The organism is Vibrio sp. 10N.247.311.47 (genome assembly GCF_041467535.1).
Taxonomy (GTDB): Bacteria; Pseudomonadota; Gammaproteobacteria; order Enterobacterales; family Vibrionaceae; genus Vibrio; species Vibrio crassostreae_C.
The window spans coordinates 31,100-53,446 of record NZ_JBFSUR010000008.1 but is presented as its reverse complement, the minus strand read 5'-3'; the positions used below and the strand labels follow the sequence as shown (position 1 = coordinate 53,446).

Annotated in this window: 21 protein-coding genes and 1 other RNA gene; 7 read left to right on the top strand and 15 right to left on the bottom strand. The window is 45.9% G+C overall.

Features of this window, described 5'->3' with window-relative positions; translation table 11 throughout:
* Positions 1-14: 14 nt before the first annotated feature.
* The 5 genes from AB6E51_RS07640 to rsmI all read right to left on the bottom strand — a co-directional run bounded on the left by AB6E51_RS07640 (position 15) and on the right by rsmI (position 4,770).
* The gene (locus AB6E51_RS07640; RefSeq protein WP_010434717.1) at positions 15-1,772 is read right to left on the bottom strand and encodes a peptidoglycan glycosyltransferase FtsI; all 1,758 of its coding nucleotides are present in this window, start codon (positions 1,770-1,772) and stop codon (positions 15-17) included.
* Positions 1,769-2,086 carry a cell division protein FtsL gene (ftsL, locus tag AB6E51_RS07635; protein ID WP_060983032.1) on the bottom strand — a complete coding sequence of 106 codons (318 nt, stop codon included), beginning with the start codon at positions 2,084-2,086 and terminating at the stop codon, positions 1,769-1,771. Before ftsL ends, AB6E51_RS07640 begins: the two co-directional genes overlap by 4 nt.
* A gap of 3 nt (positions 2,087-2,089) precedes the next feature.
* Positions 2,090-3,040, bottom strand: a complete 951-nt coding sequence (gene rsmH / locus AB6E51_RS07630; RefSeq protein WP_017062902.1) for a 16S rRNA (cytosine(1402)-N(4))-methyltransferase RsmH — start codon at positions 3,038-3,040, stop codon at positions 2,090-2,092.
* 228 nt (positions 3,041-3,268) lie between these two features.
* Positions 3,269-3,708, bottom strand: an RNA gene (gene rnpB, locus AB6E51_RS07625) — RNase P RNA component class A.
* A 195-nt stretch (positions 3,709-3,903) separates the two neighbouring features.
* Positions 3,904-4,770, bottom strand: coding sequence for a 16S rRNA (cytidine(1402)-2'-O)-methyltransferase (rsmI, locus tag AB6E51_RS07620; protein ID WP_372057796.1), 867 nt, complete (start codon positions 4,768-4,770; stop codon positions 3,904-3,906).
* A 61-nt stretch (positions 4,771-4,831) separates the two neighbouring features.
* On the opposite strand from rsmI, the gene AB6E51_RS07615 reads away from it, so the two are divergent.
* The 4 genes from AB6E51_RS07615 to AB6E51_RS07600 are packed head-to-tail and all read left to right on the top strand — an operon-like array spanning position 4,832 to position 8,249.
* Positions 4,832-6,649 (top strand): penicillin-binding protein activator, encoded by a 1,818-nt coding sequence (locus tag AB6E51_RS07615; protein WP_372057797.1) that lies wholly within the window; start codon positions 4,832-4,834, stop codon positions 6,647-6,649.
* A complete protein-coding gene (locus AB6E51_RS07610; protein WP_017059277.1) occupies positions 6,636-7,034 on the top strand; it encodes a YraN family protein in 399 nt (132 codons plus the stop codon). Before AB6E51_RS07615 ends, AB6E51_RS07610 begins: the two co-directional genes overlap by 14 nt.
* 2 nt (positions 7,035-7,036) lie before the next feature.
* Positions 7,037-7,627: a phosphoheptose isomerase gene (locus tag AB6E51_RS07605; protein ID WP_004729817.1), complete on the top strand. Its 591-nt coding sequence runs from the start codon at positions 7,037-7,039 to the stop codon at positions 7,625-7,627.
* Positions 7,628-7,643: 16 nt separating this feature from the next.
* Positions 7,644-8,249, top strand: a complete 606-nt coding sequence (locus tag AB6E51_RS07600) for a BON domain-containing protein (RefSeq protein WP_017059276.1) — start codon at positions 7,644-7,646, stop codon at positions 8,247-8,249.
* A 91-nt stretch (positions 8,250-8,340) separates the two neighbouring features.
* Here AB6E51_RS07600 and sspB read toward each other — a convergent pair whose 3' ends face one another.
* The 8 genes from sspB to zapE all read right to left on the bottom strand — a co-directional run bounded on the left by sspB (position 8,341) and on the right by zapE (position 14,680).
* Positions 8,341-8,835 (bottom strand): ClpXP protease specificity-enhancing factor, encoded by a 495-nt coding sequence (gene sspB, locus AB6E51_RS07595; protein WP_017072808.1) that lies wholly within the window; start codon positions 8,833-8,835, stop codon positions 8,341-8,343.
* A gap of 6 nt (positions 8,836-8,841) precedes the next feature.
* Entirely contained in the window at positions 8,842-9,477 is a 636-nt protein-coding gene (gene sspA, locus AB6E51_RS07590) for a stringent starvation protein SspA (protein ID WP_372057798.1), read from the bottom strand.
* Positions 9,478-9,574: 97 nt separating this feature from the next.
* Entirely contained in the window at positions 9,575-10,312 is a 738-nt protein-coding gene (locus tag AB6E51_RS07585; RefSeq protein ID WP_017061436.1) for a cytochrome c1, read from the bottom strand.
* Complete coding sequence (locus AB6E51_RS07580) at positions 10,309-11,574, bottom strand: cytochrome bc complex cytochrome b subunit (protein ID WP_017061435.1); 1,266 nt, start codon at positions 11,572-11,574, stop codon at positions 10,309-10,311. The genes AB6E51_RS07585 and AB6E51_RS07580 overlap by 4 nt, the downstream gene beginning before the upstream one ends.
* The gene (petA, locus tag AB6E51_RS07575; protein ID WP_017061434.1) at positions 11,574-12,164 is read right to left on the bottom strand and encodes a ubiquinol-cytochrome c reductase iron-sulfur subunit; all 591 of its coding nucleotides are present in this window, start codon (positions 12,162-12,164) and stop codon (positions 11,574-11,576) included. Before petA ends, AB6E51_RS07580 begins: the two co-directional genes overlap by 1 nt.
* A 330-nt stretch (positions 12,165-12,494) precedes the next feature.
* A complete protein-coding gene (gene rpsI / locus AB6E51_RS07570) occupies positions 12,495-12,887 on the bottom strand; it encodes a 30S ribosomal protein S9 (RefSeq protein WP_004740758.1) in 393 nt (130 codons plus the stop codon).
* Positions 12,888-12,900: 13 nt separating this feature from the next.
* On the bottom strand, positions 12,901-13,329 hold the full coding sequence (rplM, locus tag AB6E51_RS07565) for a 50S ribosomal protein L13 (protein ID WP_010434689.1): 429 nt from the start codon (positions 13,327-13,329) through the stop codon (positions 12,901-12,903).
* A 247-nt stretch (positions 13,330-13,576) separates the two neighbouring features.
* A complete protein-coding gene (zapE, locus tag AB6E51_RS07560) occupies positions 13,577-14,680 on the bottom strand; it encodes a cell division protein ZapE (protein WP_017061433.1) in 1,104 nt (367 codons plus the stop codon).
* 219 nt (positions 14,681-14,899) lie between these two features.
* Here zapE and zapG point away from each other — a divergent pair, with 219 nt between their 5' ends.
* The 3 genes from zapG to degS all read left to right on the top strand — a co-directional run bounded on the left by zapG (position 14,900) and on the right by degS (position 18,060).
* Entirely contained in the window at positions 14,900-15,355 is a 456-nt protein-coding gene (gene zapG, locus AB6E51_RS07555) for a Z-ring associated protein ZapG (protein WP_017061432.1), read from the top strand.
* A gap of 126 nt (positions 15,356-15,481) precedes the next feature.
* A complete protein-coding gene (locus AB6E51_RS07550; RefSeq protein ID WP_017061431.1) occupies positions 15,482-16,837 on the top strand; it encodes a Do family serine endopeptidase in 1,356 nt (451 codons plus the stop codon).
* 158 nt (positions 16,838-16,995) lie between these two features.
* A complete protein-coding gene (gene degS, locus AB6E51_RS07545; protein WP_017061430.1) occupies positions 16,996-18,060 on the top strand; it encodes an outer membrane-stress sensor serine endopeptidase DegS in 1,065 nt (354 codons plus the stop codon).
* 102 nt (positions 18,061-18,162) lie between these two features.
* On the opposite strand, the gene parC is transcribed toward degS, so the two are convergent.
* Positions 18,163-20,421, bottom strand: coding sequence for a DNA topoisomerase IV subunit A (parC, locus tag AB6E51_RS07540; RefSeq protein WP_017067236.1), 2,259 nt, complete (start codon positions 20,419-20,421; stop codon positions 18,163-18,165).
* Positions 20,422-20,424: 3 nt separating this feature from the next.
* Positions 20,425-22,305 carry a DNA topoisomerase IV subunit B gene (gene parE / locus AB6E51_RS07535; RefSeq protein WP_017061428.1) on the bottom strand — a complete coding sequence of 627 codons (1,881 nt, stop codon included), beginning with the start codon at positions 22,303-22,305 and terminating at the stop codon, positions 20,425-20,427.
* Between the last annotated feature and the right edge of the window lie 42 nt (positions 22,306-22,347).

Below are 22,347 nucleotides of genomic sequence, written 5' to 3'. Positions count from 1 at the left end.
AATCCTGATTAACTCTATTCTTGAAACTTATTTTCATCAGCCGGGACATTCATGATTTGTAGTGCACCCTTCATGATCTCAGAAAATACAGGGGCTGCGACTGAGCCACCATAGTAAAGGTCACCTTGAGGCTCATTGACTACAACAACCAACGCAACTCTTGGGTCACTGACTGGAGCAAAGCCTGCAGTGATCGCAATGTATTCATCACTGTATCCGCCAGCCTCTGCCTTACGAGATGTACCCGTTTTGGCTGCAACGCGGTAACCCGGAACGGCGGCTCTTGTCGCCGTTCCACCTTTTTGAGTCACCCCTTCGAGCATGTTCAAAACCAGTTCAGCGTTTTCTCGCTTGATAATCTGCTTAGAAAAATCTTGGTCGTTGCTCTTAATAATATGAATTGGCTCATATAAGCCTTTGTTGGCTAGCGTCGCATAAGCATGTGCTAACTGCATCGGTGTAACAGACAAACCATAACCAAACGCTAAGGTCGCAATCTCAAACTTTGACCAGCGACGGCGATTCGGGAAAATACCGCTCGTTTCACCAACCAAATTCAGCCCAGACATCTCACCTAGACCAACCGAGCTGTACATACCAAGCAAGGCTTCGAGTGGCATATTAAGCGCTAATTTCGCAACACCTATGTTACTCGACTTTTTGAGGATCAACGCTAAGTCAGCCTTACCCACTTTAGACGAATCTCGCACACGACTACCACCGATCTGCATAATACCGTTGCCAGTATCAATAACGACATCTGGGTCTGCGGTGCCGTTCTCTAGCGCCGCTAAAACCACAAAAGGTTTCACGGTAGAGCCAGGTTCCATGGCGTCGGTTAATACGCGGTTTCGCATCTTAAAGCTTTGTAGGTCAGCACGGTTATTCGGGTTGTAAGATGGCGCATTGACCATGGCTAACACGGCACCTGTTTTTACATCGAGCAGTACCGCAGAGCCTGAAGTCGCCTTATGATCGGCCACCGCTTGCTTGATCGCTCGATAAGCAATGGCCTGTAATCGTTGGTCGATGGTTAATTCTAATGGCTTGCCTTCTTCACGCTCTTCTAAGGCAATATTTTCGACAACGCGTCCATAGCGATCTTTACGAATGGTACGTTTACCCGCTTCACCAGTGAGCCACTGATCATAACTGCGTTCTACACCTTCAAGACCATGACCATCGATACCGGTTACACCAATAAGATGAGCACTGATTTCACCTGCAGGGTAGTAACGACGAGATTCAGCTTTAAGCCCCACACCCACGAGTTTAAGATCGCGGATATATTTAGCCATCGCAGGGCTAACTTGTCTCTGAAGATAAATAAATCGGCGGGATTTGTTACTAGAGATCTTATCGATCATCGGTTGTCGTTCTAGGCCAAGTACATCAGCTAACGCATACCAACGATCAATTTGAGCCATACCATTTTTATCGAAAATGGTTTTCGGGTCAGCCCATACCGCTTCAACAGGAACACTGACAGCAAGTGGCTCACCATTGCGATCAGAAATAATGCCACGAGCAGAAGGAATAGCCTTAACACGCACCGAACGAAGGTCGCCCTGACGAATTAAGTTATCTGGTTCAATGATTTGTATATAAGCCACACGACCAACAAGTGCAGCAAAGGCAAGAAACACGAAAGCAATAACGACGTTAAAACGCCATTTTATCAGAACTGGATCCGAATCCTTTTCGCTCTTCACACGCTTTTTCGTTGATTTATTAACGGTTTTCGCGGGTGATTTTTCCTTTTTACCGGTCATTTCAGTGTGATCACAACTTCTTTATCAGAGTCTGGACGTTTCATGTCTAACTCTCGTTTTGCCGATGCTTGAACGCGACTATGTTCAGCCAGAGCCGTTTCTTCAAGCATTAAATTTCGCCACTCATCATCAAGCTGTTCTCGCTCCACCAACGCCGTGTCTTTTTGCGTGATCGCCTGACGTGACATATGTGTCGTAAGAACGACCCCCATCGCACTCGCGAAGATACAGATAAGAAGCATCAATGGGACCTTGCCCACGGAGATCAAATCAAAAAATATTATCTTGGCTAAGTTCGGTTTGGAGGTCTTCATTGACTATAGCTTTTCTGCGATTCGTAATACTGAGCTACGCGAACGAGTATTCTCATCCACTTCATCTTTAGAAGGCTTGATCGCTTTACCAACAGGCTTAAGATCAGCACTGCCTAGCGCTTTGATCTGCTCTTCTGTTAGTGGCAGGCCATGTGGTACTTGCGGACCTTGGCTCTCTTTACGGATAAAGCGCTTCACCATGCGGTCTTCAAGAGAGTGAAAGCTAATAACAGACAAACGGCCTTGAGGAGCAAGAATGCTTGCTGCGCCTTTCAGGGCTGTATCGATCTCTTCAAGTTCACTGTTGATGTAGATTCGGAAGGCTTGGAAAGCACGTGTTGCTGGGTGCTTTTTCTCTTTGAAGCTTTTTGGAGCTACATCCGAGATAAGCTTAGCCAACTGACCGGTACGCGTTAGTGGTTCGTTCTCTTCATTCTCTTGATAAGCAATGATGCCTTTCGCGATACGACGAGCGTGTTTGTCTTCACCGAACTCACGAATAACCCATGTGATGTCATCAAGATCGGCTTCAACTAACCACTGAGAGACAGGAATACCGGTTGTTGGGTCCATACGCATATCAAGTGGACCGTCTTTCATGAAGCTAAAGCCACGCTCAGCGTCATCTAGCTGTGGTGAAGAAACACCTAGATCCAGTAACACACCATCCACTTGACCGACTAAGTCATAACGCTCTGCATATTCAGCCATACCTGAGAACGGGCCGTGAATAATCGTAAAACGAGGGTCATCAATCTTTTGCGCTTCTGCAATCGCTTGTGGATCGCGGTCAATACTAAAGAGTCGTCCATTCTCGCCCAGTTTAGACAGGATTGTACGGCTGTGACCACCACGGCCAAAAGTACCATCGATGTAGGTACCGTCAGGTTTGATCGCAAGTCCGTCAATAGATTCGTTAAGCAATACTGAAATATGTTTGAATGCTTCTGTCATAGTCTTCTCAGTGAGTGGATTGAGCCATTAGTTCGGCAATAATTTGTTCTATTAACGTTTTAGTGTACTGATTTCACGCCGTATCTCCACCATATTGTGTATAGGCTTTGGGAATTTTTGACCCAAGCTCATATCAGGATGAAGGATTCTAAGGAAATCTAAATAATTTACGTCAATATAAAGCAAAAAACCCATCACTACCGTTAAGTAATGATGGGTTCTTTATATAGGTGGAGTTGACACATACGCCGGGTTCTGTTCCGCTTGCGCGGCGGTAACCATTCGTCTAGGCCTGCAATCGCTCACAGGCTCAAGCAATCTACCCGCCCCCATACGCGAGCAACGCAATGTGAGGGCCTATTTGATCTTGCTCCGGGTGGAGTTTACCTTGCTACGAACTGTTGCCAGTCGCACGGTGCGCTCTTACCGCACCCTTTCAGCCTTACCTGTGCCCCTTCCGAAGAAATGAGGCCATCGGCGGTCTTCTCTCTGCTGCACTTGTCGTGGGCTCGCGCCCCCCAGACGTTATCTGGCACCCTGCTCTATGGAGCCCGGACGTTCCTCCCCTCTGCCAGTCTCCCGAAGGACTTCAACGTCAGTTTCCCGAAGGACCTCAACGTCAGTCTCCCGAAGGACATCAGCAAAGCAGCGATTACCCGTTCAACTCCGAGGGCGGATTGTATAGAGATTAGAGTGCAGTGTCTAGCGAGATCACAAATATGCTGCAAACCGCTAAGTAAACGCATGAATTTCACACAATCCAGACAAAAAAAGAGGAATGAAGGGACGACCTTCATTCCTCACAAGCTTTAAAATAGCACTCTAGCGACTTATACACTGAGCAGCTATTTATCTATTCAGCGTTAACCATCTAGGTGCTCAAGGCCCCACTTGTACAACGCGTTCTTTTTCAGATTGTAGATTTCTGCCGTCATCGCCGCCGCTTTTTTAAGAGGCAGCTCTTTGGTTAGAATGCCTAGTGTGCGAGTCGCTTCGTCTGGCAGTTCTGTGCTCGCTTCTTCACGGTGACCATGGATCAGCAACACCATCTCACCACGCTTGCGGTTCGAGTCTTCTTCTATCCATTCAATCAACTCACCTAATGGTAATCCTTGAATGGTTTCGAATGTCTTGGTTAGCTCACGAGCCAACACGACCTCACGGTCGGGTCCTAAGATCTCTAGCATGTCCTGCAGAGAATCCGTAATACGGTGCGGTGATTCGTAGAAAATACATGTGCGCTCTGCTTTTGCAATCTCTAAGAACTTGTCTTTACGACCCTTGCTCTTTGGCGGTAAGAAGCCTTCAAAGCTGAAACGATCCGACGGCAGACCTGACGCACTGAGTGCGGTAATCACAGCACAAGCACCAGGAAGTGGCACAACTCTCACACCCGCTTGACGACATTGTGAGACAAGATGGTAACCTGGATCACTGATTAAAGGAGTACCCGCATCAGAGACTAATGCGATAGACTGACCTTCTAATAACCTTTCGACTAGAACTTGTGCTTTAGTTTGTTCATTATGATCATGTAAAGCGAACGTTCTGGTTGATATATTGAAGTGAGCAAGCAGCTTACCCGTGTGGCGTGTGTCTTCGGCTGCAATAACATCGACACTTGATAAAATTTCAATTGCTCTTTGAGTGATATCTCCCAAATTTCCGATTGGGGTTGGCACAATGTAGAGAGTTGGGCTCTCTGTGAGCAAGGTTTTGTTATCTGTCATTTGTTTACCATCACTTCAACGATTAATATAGATACAAATTTATACGGAATTTAAAGAACTCATGGCAACGATGAACCATAAGAGACTCAGTGTACCACGCTTACTAACTCCAATTGCATTAGCAATTACATTGGCGGCTTGTTCTTCAGGTCCTCAAGCACCAACGCGTGTTGATATTACACTAGATCCAGCGCAATCAACTGAAAGTTACATGATGCAGGCGGATAGTAGCAAAGGAAGTCTACAAAACGACTGGTTAATCATGGCACTTAAGGCTTCTGTGCAAGCCGGAAAAACCGATCAAGCAACTCTGCTGATTAAACGCTTAGCAAAACAAGAGCTGAGCGAAACGCAACAAGCGGAATGGCAATTAGCGCGCGCTCAACTGCTGGTGAATAACTCGCAGCCTGAACAAGCTTATAGCCAACTGAACTTCCAGCCTTGGTGGAAACTTCCGAACGAGCAGTGGAAAGATTATCACGAGCTACGCGCGAACATTTCTGAAATGCAAAGCGAGTATTTTGAAGCAAGCCGTGAGTTAGTTCTTTATTCAGAATATCTAGACGCTGACGACGAGCTCCAACAGCAAGCTGCTGACCGTATTTGGCAGAACCTAAATAGCTACTCTCAATATGAGATTCTAGAGCTTAAGACGTCGCCTACAGAAGACGTTCTTGCAGGTTGGTTACAGCTGGCGATTTACATGAAGACGCTGAATTCAAACCTTCCAAACCTGCAGGAAACCCTGTCTGATTGGCTAGCAGAGAACTCTCAGCACCCAGCAGCAACATATACACCTCAGGCGATCACTGACATCTTGGCGCTAGAGATCAGCAAGCCAACCAGCACTGCACTATTACTGCCTCTAACCGGTAAGTACGGCAAGCAGGCACAACTTGTGCGTGACGGTTTCATCTTTGCGATGATGAATGACAAAGAGCGCGAAGAAGATGCAACGCTGACGGTAATGGATACCAACGTGCAAAGTGCCGCTGAGATTAAAGCGACACTGGAAGAGAACAATGTTGATTTCATCGTTGGCCCGCTGATCAAGAGTAACATCACTAAGCTTCAGCAAGCACAGAAAAACCACGAAAACTCGATTCCAGCATTAGCTCTGAACATTCCAACACAACTAGAACCTGATACTAACATTTGTTATCTCGCTCTATCGCCAGAACAAGAAGTTGCTCAGGCAGCGAAACACCTATTTGCTCAAGGCTACAAGTATCCGCTTATCCTTGCGCCAAGAGGACGTTTAGGTGAGCGTGTTGAGCAAGCGTTTAAAGAAGAGTGGAAAAAATACAGCAGCAACGATGTTGCTATCAGCTTATTCTCTGACAAACGCCAACTGCAACGTAATGTGAATCAGGTATTCGGCCTGCAAGAGAGCCAACAGCGTATCGCTCAAATGGACGGGTTACTGAACCTAGACCTAGAAACAGAGCCACGCAGCCGTCGTGATATCGATTCTGTTTACATTGTGGCTAAGAACTCAGAGCTAACGCTAATCAAACCCTTCATTGAAGTTGCAATTAACCCTGATGCTAGCCAGCCCGCTCTTTTCTCAAACTCACGCAGCAACAGCGGTGATAAGCAGTATGAAGACCTAACCGGTGTGTTCTACAGCGATATCCCACTATTAGTTGAGAATAAAAACGAGCTTAATAAAGAGCTCAACGACCTATGGCCTGCGCACTCAAACGGCCAAAAGCGTCTGCAAGCACTAGGAATGGATGCATACTATCTAATGGATGCACTGCCACAGATGAAAGCCGTGCAAGGTTACAGCATTCCAGGTGAAACGGGTGTGCTAACCATCGATAACAACTGTGTGGTTCAACGTGAAATCAGCTGGGCAGAGCATGGGGCTTTTTAGCCGAAAGTTCCTATCCAAACCAACCATCACCCACAAACAAGTGGGTGATAAATACGAGGCCGTGGCAAAATCTTATCTGATTAACCACGGTTTATCGTTAATAGAAGAAAACTTCATAGCAAAATGTGGCGAGATTGATCTTATAATGCGCCATAACAATACGGTTGTGTTTGCTGAGGTAAAATACCGCAAGCAAACCCGCTACGGACATGCCGCTGAAATGGTGACTGCCAAGAAGTCACAGAAACTGCTCAAAACAGCCAATGTTTGGCTTATGCAGCAAGGCTTGTCGGTGCACTCTACAGATTTCAGGTTTGATATTGTTGCCATTGAAGGGCCGAATGACACTATCGACTGGATTCAAAACGCGATTACCCAAGGATAAACATGCTAGACAGCATTAAAGAAAGTTTCACAGAAAGTATTCAAATCCAAATTGCGGCTGCAGAAGCTCTGCCTGACGCAATCACGCATGCCGCTCAAGCAATGGTTGCGACCTTGCTTAACGGAAACAAAATTCTTTGTTGTGGTAATGGTGGTTCGGCGTCGAATGCTCAGCAATTTGTATCGTGCCTACTCAACCGATTTGAAACAGAGCGCCCTAGCCTTCCAGCGATGGCACTCACAGCAGATAACACCACGCTAACGGCTGTGGCTAACGACTACCACTATGAAGAGATCTTCTCTAAGCAGGTACGTGCGTTTGGTCAAACTGGCGATATCCTGTTGGCTATCTCGACTAGTGGTAACAGCAAGAACATCATCAAGGCAATGGAAGCGGCGGTAACTCGCGACATGACAATTATCGCCTTTACCGGTAAAGATGGTGGTGAGATGGCAGGTTTGCTTGGTGAACACGATGTAGAGATTCGTATCCCTTCACACCGTACAGCGCGCATTCATGAAGTACACATGGTGACACTACACTGCCTATGTGACCTAATCGATCAAGTACTCTTCCCTGCTCACGAAGAGTGATATACGGAGCATCACAATGAAATCATTAACCTCTATGAGGCTGTTTAAGCTGATTAGTGTTTCGCTACTTACACTGTCTCTGTCTGGTTGTGCTGGCATTTTCATTGCTGGTGCTGCAACCACTGCAAACCTAGTCACGGATACGCGAACAACCAAAGAGATTTGGAACGACAACAACATCGAATTTGAAGTCGCAGCGATTACCAATAAACAACCATTCCGTGGCAACGTACGTGTCACCGCAAGCTCGTACCGAGGTTCGGTGGTATTGATGGGACAAGCAACCACAGATTCAGAACGTCGCGCTTTTGAAAACCAAGCCAAAGAAGTGGCTGGCGTTGAGAGCATCCACAATCAGGTTCGAGTGAAAGAACCTTTGTCTGTAAGTGCTATTAGTAAAGACAGCTGGATTACCACTAAAGTGAAATCAGCTCTGCTTGCGAATGCTGAGCTTAACGGCATCAAAGTAAAAGTGATTACTGAGGATTCAGAAGTATTCCTGCTTGGACTCGTGACTCGAGAGCATGCCGATATCGCAACAGAAGTTGCTCGTAACATCTCTGGCGTAAAACAGGTCATTCGAGCGTTTGAATATGGTGAAGAAGAGACGGCTGTTAACTAGCCTTAAGCCAGTCAATTGAATGCTATATAGCAGAAAAGAAAAAGCAGCGACGAGTCGCTGCTTTTTTATTTGGTTCGTTATTTAACTAACGTTATTTGATAACACGAAGGCTTGGGCGACCTTTCGCTGGACGAGGTGGCTCAGGATCTGAGTCAGGCTCTTCAGCATCTACGTCTGCCGTTGCAACGCTCAAAGATGGGCCTTTTTCTGGTTCTTCAAAAGGACTTTCTTCAATCCCTTCTTCAAACGCTTCCATGTAAGCCTCTTCAGGTTCAAACATGGTACCAGCACCATTTTCACGAGCATAAATCGCTTGTACTGCGTAAAGCGGAACGATCACAGAGTGTGGACGACCACTAAAGCGAGCACTAAACGTCACAGCTTCGTTACCCAGTTCAAGTTGTCCAACCGCACGAGGCGCGATGTTCAGAATGATCTGACCATCTTGAACAAACTCTTCTGGAACTCGCACACCCGGTAATGTTGCTTCAACAACAAGGTGTGGAGTTAGTTCGTTATCAACCAGCCATTCATAAAATGCACGAAGCATGTATGGTCGGCGTGGAGTCATATTAGAAATATCCATAAACGCTTAGCGAACGAGTCGCATCTCACGCTCAGCTTCAGTTAGAGAAGCTAGGAATGAATCACGTTCGAATACGCGGTTCATGTAAATCTTAAGCTCTTTAGAACCAGGACCAGTTAGTTCGATACCAAGCTCAGGTAAACGCCATAATAGCGGAGCTAGGTAACAATCAATTAGGCTAAACTCTTCGCTCATGAAGTATTCATACTCAGCGAAGATAGGAGCAAGAGTCAGTAGGTCGTTGCGCAGTTTAACGCGAGCTGCTTCAGATTCTTCAGCGTTGCCTTTAACGATCTTCTCTGCAACTGAATACCAGTTACGCTCAATGCGGTACATCATTAGACGGCTGTTACCACGAGCAACCGGGTATACAGGCATCAACGGTGGGTGAGGGAAACGCTCATCTAGGTATTCCATGATGATCTTCGAGTCATATAGAGCAAGCTCACGATCAACAAGAGTAGGTACTGATTTGTACGGGTTCAGTTCAACAAGCTCTGCTGGTAGATTTTTTTCATCAACCAACTCAACTTCAACACTTACGCCTTTTTCAGCAAGAACGATGCGCACCTGATGGCTATACATATCAGAAGCACTTGAGAAAAGAGTCATTACAGAACGTTTATTGGCAGCTACAGCCATGGAGCCCTCCAGTACACTTTAAATAAAAACAATGGAGGCCTAAAGCCTCCATTGAACATTAACATAATTTGGGAATTAGCACGGTATTATAGCACAATTAGTGCACATCACGCCAATACTCTTTCTTCAGCAAAATCACGATGATAGTGAAGATTACTAAGAAGGCCATTACCCACCAACCCATAGCGTGACGCTCAAGTTGAACTGGGTCGCCCGAGTAAACCAAAAAGTTAACAAGGTCACGAACTGCTTCGTCGTATTCACCAGCACTTAATTCGCCAGAGCCGTCAGTCTCAGTGCCAACAACAACCGTCACTTCCTCGCCATCTACCATATGAGTATCGTAGATTGGTGTTGGGATACCTTGCAGTTCTTCAAGAACGTGCGGCATACCAACGCTTGGGAAAACAATGTTGTTCACGCCAAATGGACGAGACGGATCTTCATAGAAAGTACGAAGGTAAGTGTACAGCCAGTCTGCGCCACGAACACGAGCAACCAATGTTAGGTCTGGTGGCGGAGCACCAAACCAACTTGCCGCTTGATCAGAAGGCATAGCATTAACCATCAAGTCACCGATTTTCGCTTCAGGGTCGAAAATCAGATTTTCCTTCATAAGATCAACGGGGATCTCTAAATCATTCGCAACACGTTCATAGCGCTGGTACTGCGTTGAGTGACAAGCGAAACAGTAGTTCATGAACATCTTAGCGCCATTTTGCAATGAAGCTTTGTCTGTTAAATCATTGTTCGCTTTGTCTAATGGTACGTTTGCACCCGCTGCCATCACCAGTGAGGGCAACATAGCAAATAAAATTACAATCCACTTTTTCATTTGAATGTCACCCTTTCTGGTAATGGTTTCGTCGCTTCATTTTTACTGTAGAACCACAGTAGAACGAAGAACATGAAGTAACCTAAGCTAAAGATTTGAGCCAGTAGCGTGTATGTTGGCGTTGCTGGAAGCGCACCAAGTACACCAAGCGCAATAAAGCTTATTGTGAATTGGATGATGTTAATCAAATGCAGTTTGCTACGGTAACGGTAAGAACGCACTTTACAACGGTCGAACCATGGTAGTAGGAATAGCACAACAATAGATGCGCCCATTGCTACAACACCTAGCAACTTATCAGGAACAGCACGCAGAATTGCGTAAAACGGCGTGAAGTACCATACCGGAGCGATGTGCTCTGGTGTTTTCAGTGGGTTAGCAGCTTCAAAGTTTGGCGGCTCAAGGAAGAATCCACCCATCTCTGGGTTAAAGAACAGCACATAACAGAAGAAGAATAGGAAACCGGCCACACCAACCATATCTTTCACGGTCCCGTATGGGTGGAAAGGAATAGAGTCAATGATGTCGTATTTCTTAGTGTAATCCTTGTGGAATGGGAACTGCGTTTTGTAGTCGTCGCCCATTGTGCCTTTAGGAAGTTTCGTCTCAATACCGTCTGGGTTGTTCGAACCCACTTCGTGCAGTGCTAGTACGTGAAGTACGATAAGCAGCAGAAGTACAATTGGTAGAGCGATAACGTGCAGTGCGAAGAAACGGTTCAGCGTTGCACCAGAGATGATGTAGTCACCACGGATCCAAAGCGTTAGGTCATCACCGATAACAGGGATCGCACCAAACAGAGAAATGATTACCTGAGCACCCCAGTAAGACATTTGACCCCATGGTAGTAGGTAACCCATGAAAGCCTCAGCCATAAGCACTAAGAAGATCAACATACCGAAGATCCAAAGTAGCTCACGAGGCTTTTGGTAAGAACCATAGATTAGGCCACGGAACATGTGCAGGTAGATAACAACGAAGAATGCCGAAGCACCTGTTGAGTGCATGTAACGTAGTAGCCAACCGTATTCCACATCACGCATGATGTATTCAACAGAAGCAAATGCACCCTCACCTGACGGTACGTAGTTCATTGTTAGCCAAATACCCGTAAGGATTTGGTTAACCAATACCAACATTGCCAAAGAACCGAAAAGGTACCAAAAGTTAAAGTTCTTAGGCATTGGGTATTCAGATAAATGCTTTTTATACGCATTCATCGCGGGTAGACGTTTCTCTACCCAATCAAGCAATCCTTGCATTACGCGTCTCCCTCGTCCACACCGATCATGATCTTAGTGTCACTCAAATACATATGCTTTGGTACAACAAGATTCAATGGAGCTGGTACGCCTTGGAATACTCGACCTGCCATATCAAACTTTGAACCATGACAAGGACAGAAGAAACCAGACTTAACACCCTGAACTTGTTCTGCAAAAGAATCCGGCAGGTAAGTTGGAGAACAACCTAAGTGCGTACAGAAACCAACAGCAACGAAGAATTCCGGCTTAATTGAACGGAACTCGTTCTGTGCGTATTCTGGTTGTTGTTCAGCTTCAGATTGAGGGTCACGAAGTTGACCACCGATCGATTTTAGGTTTTCTAGTACCGACTCAGCACGGCGTACAACCCATACAGGTTTACCTTGCCACTCGACACGAACCATTTGTCCCGGTTCTAACTTACTGACTTCCACTTCCACCGGCGCGCCCGCAGCTTTCGCCTTGGCACTCGGATTCCATGATTTAATAAAAGGCACGGCTACAGCAGCTGCTCCTAAACCACCAACAACGGCTGTTGTTGCGGTTAAGAAACGCCTGCGACCGTTATTTAAAGGCGCGTTGCTCATCCAAACATTCTCCCATTTGCTCCTTGTGGATTGAAATAATTCCGATTAAAGAGCATGGCTAACAAAATATGTATTTAGTTCTATTTATTGACGGCAAATGATAAATAAAACCCTACTTTTTGACAAGATAAAGCTACCTTTTTGTAACAATCATGAGGCAAAGCGCACATTGGGTTACAAAAGCTTTCAAAATATAAGAATTTGGAAATAAAACGAGGAAGGGAAAGCGTTTAGAGGGGGTATAAAAACAAAAAGCCCGGCATATAGCCGAGCTTTGAACCACAATTCCAGTCGTAAAACTGGGGGCGTGTACTTTTTCGTAAAGAAAAATTAACGCTTAGAGAATTGAGGTTTACGACGTGCTTTACGTAGACCAACTTTCTTACGTTCAACGCAACGAGCGTCACGAGTAACGTAGCCAGCTGCACGTAGAGCAGGACGTAGAGTTTCATCGTACTCCATAAGAGCGCGAGTGATACCGTGGCGGATTGCGCCAGCTTGACCAGAAATACCACCACCAGAAACAGTGATGTAAAGGTCAAGTTTCTCAGTTAGTTCAACTAGCTCAAGAGGTTGCTTAACAACCATACGAGAAGTTGGACGACCGAAGTAAACATCAAGGCTACGCTTGTTGATTACGATCTCACCAGAGCCTGGTTTGATGAAAACACGAGCTGCTGAGCTTTTGCGACGACCAGTGCCGTAGTATTGATTCTCTGCCATTTTCATAATCCCCTTAGATGTCTAGTACTTGTGGCTGTTGAGCAACATGGTTGTGCTCAGTACCAGCGTACACTTTAAGCTTACGGTACATCGCGCGGCCTAGAGGACCACGTGGAAGCATACCTTTAACTGCTAGTTCTAGAACCATTTCTGGTTTCTTAGCAATTAGCTTTTCAAAAGTGATAGTTTTAAGACCACCTGGGAACTCTGAGTGACGGTAGTAAACCTTACCCTTAGCTTTGTTACCAGTTACAGCAACTTTCTCAGCGTTAACAACGATGATGTAATCACCAGTGTCTACGTGAGGAGTGTATTCTGCTTTGTGCTTGCCGCGTAGGCGAGAAGCGATTTCACTTGCTAGACGGCCAAGAGTTTTGCCTTCAGCGTCTACAACATACCAGTCGCGTTTTACAGTTTCTGGTTTAGCAACGAAAGTTTTCATGCTAATAATTACCTATTTAAAAAATTTACACTTAAGGAATACTCGCGTATTCCCACTGTCTAAGAGTTACCATTCATCACCCCTTCGAGTGTTGGAAAACTCTTGGCATAACGTGATTTTACTCATCGCTAGAGGCCCGCAGTAACGGTAGGTCGCAGGATTATAGAGAAGAGCGAAGAAAAAATCACCTCTTTTTGAACAAAATCACGATTTTTTTAATTCTATTTCTTATTCGAGATAATCAAAGCTAACTTAAGTGTTCTTTTGCCAAATATTCATGGCTCTGCATTTCAATTAAACGCGACTGACAACGTTTAAATTCAAACTCTAGCTGACCATGGGTGTATAGCTTTTCTAGCTCCACTTCCGCTGAAATAATCAGCTTCACATTGCGCTCGTAGAACTCATCAACTAATGCAATGAAGCGCCTCGCAGCGTCATCTGAAGTCGCGCCCATTTGCAATACATCCGCCAATAGAACTGTGTGATAAACCCGAGACAACTCAATATAGTCGTTCTGGCTACGAGCCGACTGACAAAGCTGAGCAAAGGTACCATGCAGTACGCCATCACTCGCTTCGACTACATCTAATTGACGGTGGTTAACCTCTATCTGCTTAAGCTTCTCTTTATCTTCACCAACGAGCTGAGCGTAATACTTTTCGAGATTAATATTCGCTTGGCTATCTAGCGGGTAATGGTAAATCTCAGCCTGTTCTAAGGTACGTAGACGATAGTCAATACCACTATCGACATTAAGGATATGACAGTTGTCTTGAATGAGCTTGATGGCAGGTAAGAAACGCGCTCGCTGTAACCCGTTGCGATACAGATCCGCAGGTGGAATATTAGAGGTCGCAACCAAGATAGCGTTTCGAGCGAATAACTCTTGGAACAAGGTTCCTAGGATCATCGCATCGGTGATGTCTGAAACAAAGAATTCGTCGAAACAGATAATGTCCGCTTCTTCCTTCAACTTGTCTGCGACTAAAGGCAATGGATCACTCACATTACCTAGCGCCTTTAGCTCATCATGAACTCGATACATAAAGCGGTGAAAGTGAACACGCATTTTTTTAGTGGTCGGTAAGGCATCATAGAACGTATCCATTAGGTACGTTTTTCCTCGCCCTACGCCACCCCAAAAATAGAGACCTTTCGGTGGTTGTGGCAGTTCTGGCTTTTTGCCTAGTAATTTCTGGAAGCGAGTCAGTTGAGGAATGGGCGTATTCATGTAATCTTGAAATTGATGAAAGAGTTCATCTAAAGATTTTACGGCTTGCTCTTGTGCTGGATCTCTTTGAAATCCATGTTCTTTTATATCTTGTTCGTATTTTTTAATGGGATTCATGACGACATTTCCACAATGAAAGCAATATCAGACAACAACTAAAAATGAGCCCAAACAGTACGAGGAATAACGTGATGTGGTGAATAATGCAGCATCAAACTGCTAACTAGCGCACACGCATTTCTCTTTATACTGCGGCTTTCTCATAGTACCATGGAGCCGTGTCACGTGTAACTAAGCAGTAACAAACATGTTAAAAAACAATAATAAGGAGCTGTTATGCCTTGGATGTATGCCGTTGCCGGTTTACTAGTCGGAGTTATTTTAGGGGTCGCTATTTCTCGTCTCATGACACCTGAATACAAAAAACAAAAGAACGTACAGAAAGAATTGGATAGCGCAAAGTTTGCCCTTGAGCAGCAGCGACAAGAGCTGGCTGATCACTTTGCGAAATCAGCAGAAATGTTGGACACATTAGGTAAAGACTACACAAAACTGTACCAACACATGGAAAAAACAAGCTCAGAGCTGATTCCTAACCTGCCAGAGCAAGATAACCCGTTTGTGAAAACAGCCGCTGCCCATTCGGACAAGCCACAAGAGAAGCCTTCAGTAAAAGAGGCGACACTTGAGGAACAACCGAAAGATTACGCTAATGGCGCAACCGGTTTATTTACAGAGCAGAAGAAAGAAATCATGAATGCTCCCGATGTTGTTACAGCAAAAGCATCGTAAACATTTAACACTTCTGTGAACTTTACAAAGGTTTTTGAGTCATAACTTTCACTCAGGTCATTTGAAACTTATCATACTTATTAAACGTATAAGAGGGTTAAGACCTTAACTAGAGAGGAGTTTATGATGAAAAAACCTTTGCTTGCTTTATCAGTGCTAACTTTAAGCTTAAGTTCAATCATCACCCCCATTAAAGCAACAGCCGCACTGCCATTAAGTGTGGGTAATGAACAATTACCGAGCCTTGCTCCTATGCTTGAACAAGTGACCCCCGCTGTGGTTAGTATTGCCGTAGAAGGCAAACAGGTACAACGTCAGCAAATCCCTGAACAATTTCAATTCTTTTTTGGTCCAGAACAAACACGAGAGCGTCCCTTCCGCGGATTAGGCTCTGGTGTCATCATTGACGCCGAGAAAGGTCATATCGTGACCAATTACCATGTCATTAATGGTGCGGACGATATCAAAGTAAAACTGCATGATGGTCGAGAGTACGATGCTGAGCTAATCGGCGGCGACCAGATGTCTGATATCGCACTGCTAAAATTAGAAGAAGCCAAAAACCTGACCCAGATAAAAGTCGCAGACTCAGACAAACTAAGAGTTGGTGATTTTAGTGTCGCGATCGGTAACCCATTCGGACTTGGGCAAACCGTGACATCCGGTATTGTTTCTGCACTCGGCCGTAGCGGCCTGAATCTAGAAAACTTTGAAAACTTCATTCAAACCGATGCAGCAATCAACAGCGGCAACTCTGGTGGTGCGCTAGTGAACCTTAACGGTGAGCTAATTGGTATCAACACCGCCATTCTTGGCCCTAACGGAGGTAATGTCGGTATCGGCTTTGCAATCCCTTCTAATATGATGACAAACCTGACAGAACAAATTCTCGACTTCGGTGAAGTAAAACGCGGCATGCTTGGCGTTCAAGGCGGAGAAGTGACCTCTGAATTGGCAGAAGCACTCGGTTATGAATCAAGCAAGGGCGCCTTTGTTAGCCAAATCGTCCCTGACAGCGCAGCCGATAAAGCAGGACTGAAAGCGGGCGATATTATTGTCTCTATTAATGGCAAACGCATTGATACCTTCAGCGAGTTAAGAGCTAAGGTCGCAACACTCGGCGCTGGTAAGCAGATTGAACTGGGTGTGGTTCGTGACGGTAAGAGCAAAACCTTTGATGTGACGCTTGGTGAATCCACCAATAATAAAACACAAGCTGAGAAGCTCCATGAAGGACTAGCTGGTGCTGAGTTAACCAACACAACAGAGAGTGACTCTGCAACGGGCGTCAAGGTATCGAATGTTGCTCAAGGTTCACCAGCCGAAGCCTATCAACTCCTGAAAGATGACATCATCATCGGAGTAAACCGCCAGCCCGTTAAGAACCTTGCTGAGTTTAGAGAGATTCTTGAAAAACAACCTGGTGTACTGGCGCTTAATATCCAGCGAGGCGACCGAACTATCTATCTTGTGATTCGATAGTCTTACGTCAGCGCAATTACAGGGAGGCTCAGTAAGTTTGCTTTAAACTTACTCAGTCTCCCTTTTCTTTAGATCAATCAAAATGCTATGCTTCACTTGTAATCAAATCAGTCATCCATTGATGGAGGCTTCACACCTTACTTGTTGAAGAGGGAAACATGCTGTCCTTTCTATTTCGTTCTATTTCCCTTGGACTCGTTTCAGCGGCGCTTATTCTTCTCGCCTTCCCGAGCTTAAGACCAGCGATTGTCGCTGACGTCACTAGCCCTAAAGTCGATAATATTGGCTCTCTTCAGATTTCATTTAACCAAGCAGTTCGCCGCGCGGCGCCTGCAGTGGTTAACATTTATAGCCGTAAATACGCTGAAAGCGATCGAAACAAACTGCTCACACAAGGTTTGGGCTCTGGGGTGATTGTTAGCGAGAAAGGCTACATCATTACCAACTTCCATGTGGTGGCTCAAGCAGACCAAATAGTTGTGGCACTTCAAGATGGCCGAGTAGCAGCTGCGCAACTTGTCGGTTCAGACAAACGCACCGATATCGCGATACTTAGAGTCAGCGGTGATAATCTACCGGTGATCCCACTCAATCCTAATTACAAAGCCAATGTCGGTGATGTTGTACTGGCTATCGGTAACCCATACAACCTAGGTCAAACAACAACCTTTGGTATCATCTCTGCAACCGGCCGTTCTTCGATCAGTGCCGATGGCCATCAAGCCTTTATCCAGACCGATGCGGCAATCAATGAAGGTAACTCAGGTGGCGCACTGGTGAACTCACAAGGTGAGCTAGTCGGTATCAATACCGCCTCTTTCCAGCAAGCTACCGACATGGAAACCTATGGGATCTCATTCGCTATCCCCTATCCGCTTGCTAATAAAATCATGGAAAAGATCATCGCCGATGGTCGTGTGATTCGTGGCTATATTGGTATCGATGGACAAGACATCAACTCAGTCACCTCACGCATGTTGGGTACTAAGAATATCGGCGGGATCGTTGTGTTGGGGATAGACCCTAATGGTCCGGCTGCCGATGCGGGTTTTGAAGCTCAAGACATTATTGTCAGTATCAACGATAACCAAGTAAATGGTCGCCAGAGTGTAATGGACATCGTTACCGACCTGCGACCTGGTACAGTTATCGATGTGGGTATATTGCGCCAAGGTGAAAGCAAAACCTTAAAGGTGACCATCGCCGAAGATACTCGCCTGTAGAGCAAACTCTGTAAGCAATGATTCAAGCTGCTAATACACAAGTACAAAAAACCCAGCTCATAGGCTGGGTTTTCTTTTATCTAAAGATTGTTTCAAGTATCTCTACGATTCACTTTGCTCTTCGATATCGATGCGAGTCACTCGCTGTAGTCCTCTAGGCAGTAGACCACCACGACGACCACGTTCACCACGGAAGTTTTCAAGATCCGCAGGTTTCAAACCAAGCTTACGTTTACCGGCGTAGATAGTCAGCGTCGCATTCTCTGGGATAGCCATAAGATGTGAGACAAACTCTTCACGCTCTTTTGCTTTCGCAGAAGGGATGTTGATGATCTTGTTGCCTTTACCTTTGCTCAGCTGAGGGAGATCTTTAATCGGGAACAACAACATACGACCTTGGTTAGTAATCGCCAGAATCTGATTACTGTCCAAGTCAGCAATAGGGCTTGGCATCATCACTTCAGAAGCTTGTGGCAAGTTAACCAAGGCTTTACCGCTCTTGTTCTTGGACAGCAGATCGCTACCCTTACAAACAAAACCATAACCTGCATCAGAACCGACTAACCATAATTGTTCATTCTCTCCCATCACCACTTGGCGAATAGAAGTACCTGGGCTGACGTTCAAGCGGCCTGTAATTGGCTCACCTTGGCTTCGCGCCGACGGTAATGAATGTGACTCAAGGGAGTAGCTTCGACCATCACTGCCGAGGAACACCGCTTGCTGGTTACTCTTACCCTTAGCACTCGCTAAGAATTTATCACCCGATTTGTAGTTCAAACCTTCAGCGTCAACTTCATGCCCCTTGGCATGACGAATCCAACCTTTCTCAGACAACACAACCGTGATTGGTTCGCTTGGTACTAAGTCGCGCTCTGTTAGCGCTTTCGCTTCAGCGCGCTCAATCAGAGGTGAACGACGATCATCGCCGTATTTATCCGCATCTGCTTGGATTTCTTTCTTGATCAGCGTATTCAAGCGACGCTCTGAACCGAGTAGCTTTTCAAGCTTCTCACGTTCAGCTTCAAGCTCTTCTTGTTCCGCTCGGATTTTAAACTCTTCTAACTTAGCTAAGTTACGAAGTTTAATATCAAGAATCGCATTGGCTTGAATTTCAGAAATGTTGAAACGGCTCATTAGGACAGGACATGGTTCGTCTTCTGTACGAATGATCTCAATCACTTCATCGATATTAAGATAAGCAGCAAGCAAACCTTCTAAGATGTGCAAGCGTGCCAGTACTTTATCTAAACGGTACTGCAAACGACGGCGAACCGTTGTGCGACGGAACTCGATCCACTCTTTCAGGATTTGAACTAAGCCTTTAACTTGAGGACGATTATCTAAACCAATCATGTTCAAGTTAACGCGGAAGTTTTTCTCTAGATCCGTCGACGCGAACAGGTGACTCATCAATTGGTCACAGTCGATACGATTCGAACGAGGAACGACAACGATACGCGTTGGGTTCTCGTGATCCGATTCATCTCGCAAGTCGTCAACCATTGGCAGCTTCTTAGCGCGCATCTGGTTAGCGATTTGCTCAAGTAACTTCGCACCTGACACTTGATGAGGTAAAGCCGTGATAACAATATCAGAGCCTTCCTTGTGCCAAACCGCGCGCATCTTGATGCTGCCACGTCCAGTACGGTAGATCTTTTCGATGTCCGATTTCGGGGAGATAATCTCAGCTTCAGTCGGGTAATCTGGACCTTGAATGAAACCCATCACGTCTGAAAGCTCAGACTTAGGCGTATCAATTAGGTGAATGGCTGCATTAGCGACTTCACGCACGTTGTGTGGTGGAATATCGGTCGCCATACCTACCGCGATACCTGTAATACCGTTAAGTAGGATGTGAGGTAGGCGAGCAGGCAACATTTGAGGCTCTTTCATCGTGCCATCAAAGTTTGGTTGCCAGTCAACAGTGCCTTGACCTAGTTCACCTAGAAGAACCTCAGCAAACTTAGATAATTTGGCTTCGGTATAACGCATCGCAGCGAACGATTTCGGATCATCAGGAGCACCCCAGTTACCTTGACCATCTACCAATGGGTAGCGGTAAGAGAAAGGCTGCGCCATCAATACCATCGCTTCGTAACAAGCAGAGTCACCATGTGGGTGATACTTACCTAATACGTCACCAACGGTACGTGCTGATTTTTTGTATTTCGATGCAGCCGATAAGCCTAGCTCAGACATCGCGTAGATAATACGACGCTGTACTGGCTTCAAGCCATCACCGATATACGGCAATGCACGATCCATGATCACGTACATTGAGTAATTTAAGTAGGCATCTTCGGTGAACTTGCGCATTGGCAGCTGTTCAACGCCATCATATGTAATTTCGTTAGACATCCATTATACCTCGGCCATATCACCGTTAGTCTGTAGCCATGTACGGCGATCATCTGCACGTTTCTTACCAAGCAGCATGTCCATCATCTCGTTGGTTGCTTCGCTGTCATCAATCGTTAACTGCACAAGGCGACGAGTGTTTGGATCCATGGTGGTTTCACGCAACTGAAGTGGGTTCATTTCACCCAGACCTTTGAATCGTTGCACGTTGATCTTGGCTTTCTTCTGCGATAGTCGCTCAAGCACACCGTCTTTCTCTGCGTCATCAAGTGCGTAGAACACTTCTTTACCGCAATCGATACGATACAGAGGAGGCATTGCCACATAGATATGACCCGCTTCAACTAATGCATGGAAATGGCGAGTAAACAAAGCACACAGCAGTGTCGCGATATGAAGACCATCCGAGTCCGCATCGGCAAGGATACAGATCTTACCGTAACGCAGGCCGGATAAATCATCGTTGTCCGGGTCGATGCCTAGAGCCACCGAGATGTCGTGCACTTCTTGCGAAGCCAATACTTGGTCTGCTGACACTTCCCATGTATTTAGGATCTTACCGCGAAGTGGCATAACTGCTTGGAACTCACGATCACGTGCTTGTTTAGCAGAACCACCCGCCGAGTCCCCTTCCACGAAGAAGATTTCGGTACGGCTTAAGTCTTGAACTGAACAGTCAGTTAGCTTACCCGGCAGTGCTGGGCCTGAAGCGATTTTCTTACGCACAACCTTTTTGCTTGCGCGCATACGGCGGTGGGCATTCGCAATACAAGCTTCTGCTAGCTGTTCTGCCAGTTGTGGCTTTTCGTTCAACCACAGGCTAAACGCATCTTTTACCACACCAGACACAAACGCAGCAGTTTGACGTGAAGACAAGCGCTCTTTTGTTTGACCAGCAAACTGCGGATCTTGCATCTTCACCGACAGTACGTACGAACAGCGATCGAAGATATCGTCGCCCGTTAGCTTAACGCCACGCGGCAGCAAATTACGGAATTCACAGAACTCACGCATTGCATCAAGAAGACCTTGGCGAAGACCGTTTACGTGTGTACCACCTTGTTTAGTCGGTACTAAGTTCACGTAACTTTCGGTGATCATGTCGCCGCCTTCTGGCTGCCAGATGATCGCCCAGTTTGCCATTTCTGTTTCAGCAACGAATTCGCCAACATACGGTTCTTCAGGCAGCAAGGTGTAACCTTTCACGCCTTCGGCAAGGTAGTCTTTTAGACCATCTTCATAGAACCATTTATGCTCTTCACCACCGACTTTGTCGATAAAGGTAATTTCTAAACCTGGGCAAAGCACTGCTTTTGCACGTAGGTTGTTAATCAGACGAAGTGTCGAGAATTTAGGGCTATCGAAGTACTTAGGATCAGGCCAGAAATGTACTGATGTACCACTGTTACGATGACCACAAGTGCCCGTCACAGTAAGCTCTGTTACTGCATGACCACCTTCAAGTGCGATCTCGTGAACCTGACCTTCTCGGCGTACGGTCACTTCAACACGTTTTGACAGCGCGTTTACAACCGAGATACCTACACCGTGCAGACCACCAGAGAACTTATAGTTGTTATTCGAGAATTTACCGCCAGAGTGGAGCTTAGTTAAAATCAGCTCAACACCTGAGATCCCTTTTTCAGGATGGATATCGACAGGCATACCACGGCCGTCATCGGTAACTTCTAACGATTGGTCTGCATGAAGTACCACTTTGATCTTCTTAGCGTGTCCCGCTAGTGCTTCATCGACCGAGTTATCAATGACTTCTTGGGCAAGGTGGTTAGGTCTTTCTGTCTCGGTATACATTCCCGGGCGGTGTCGCACAGGGTCGAGACCTTCAAGTACCTCGAGGTCTTTTGCATTATATTGTTCAGTCATAATACGGAGTTTACTCAAAAAGTTTGCGTCAGTTCGCTGGCT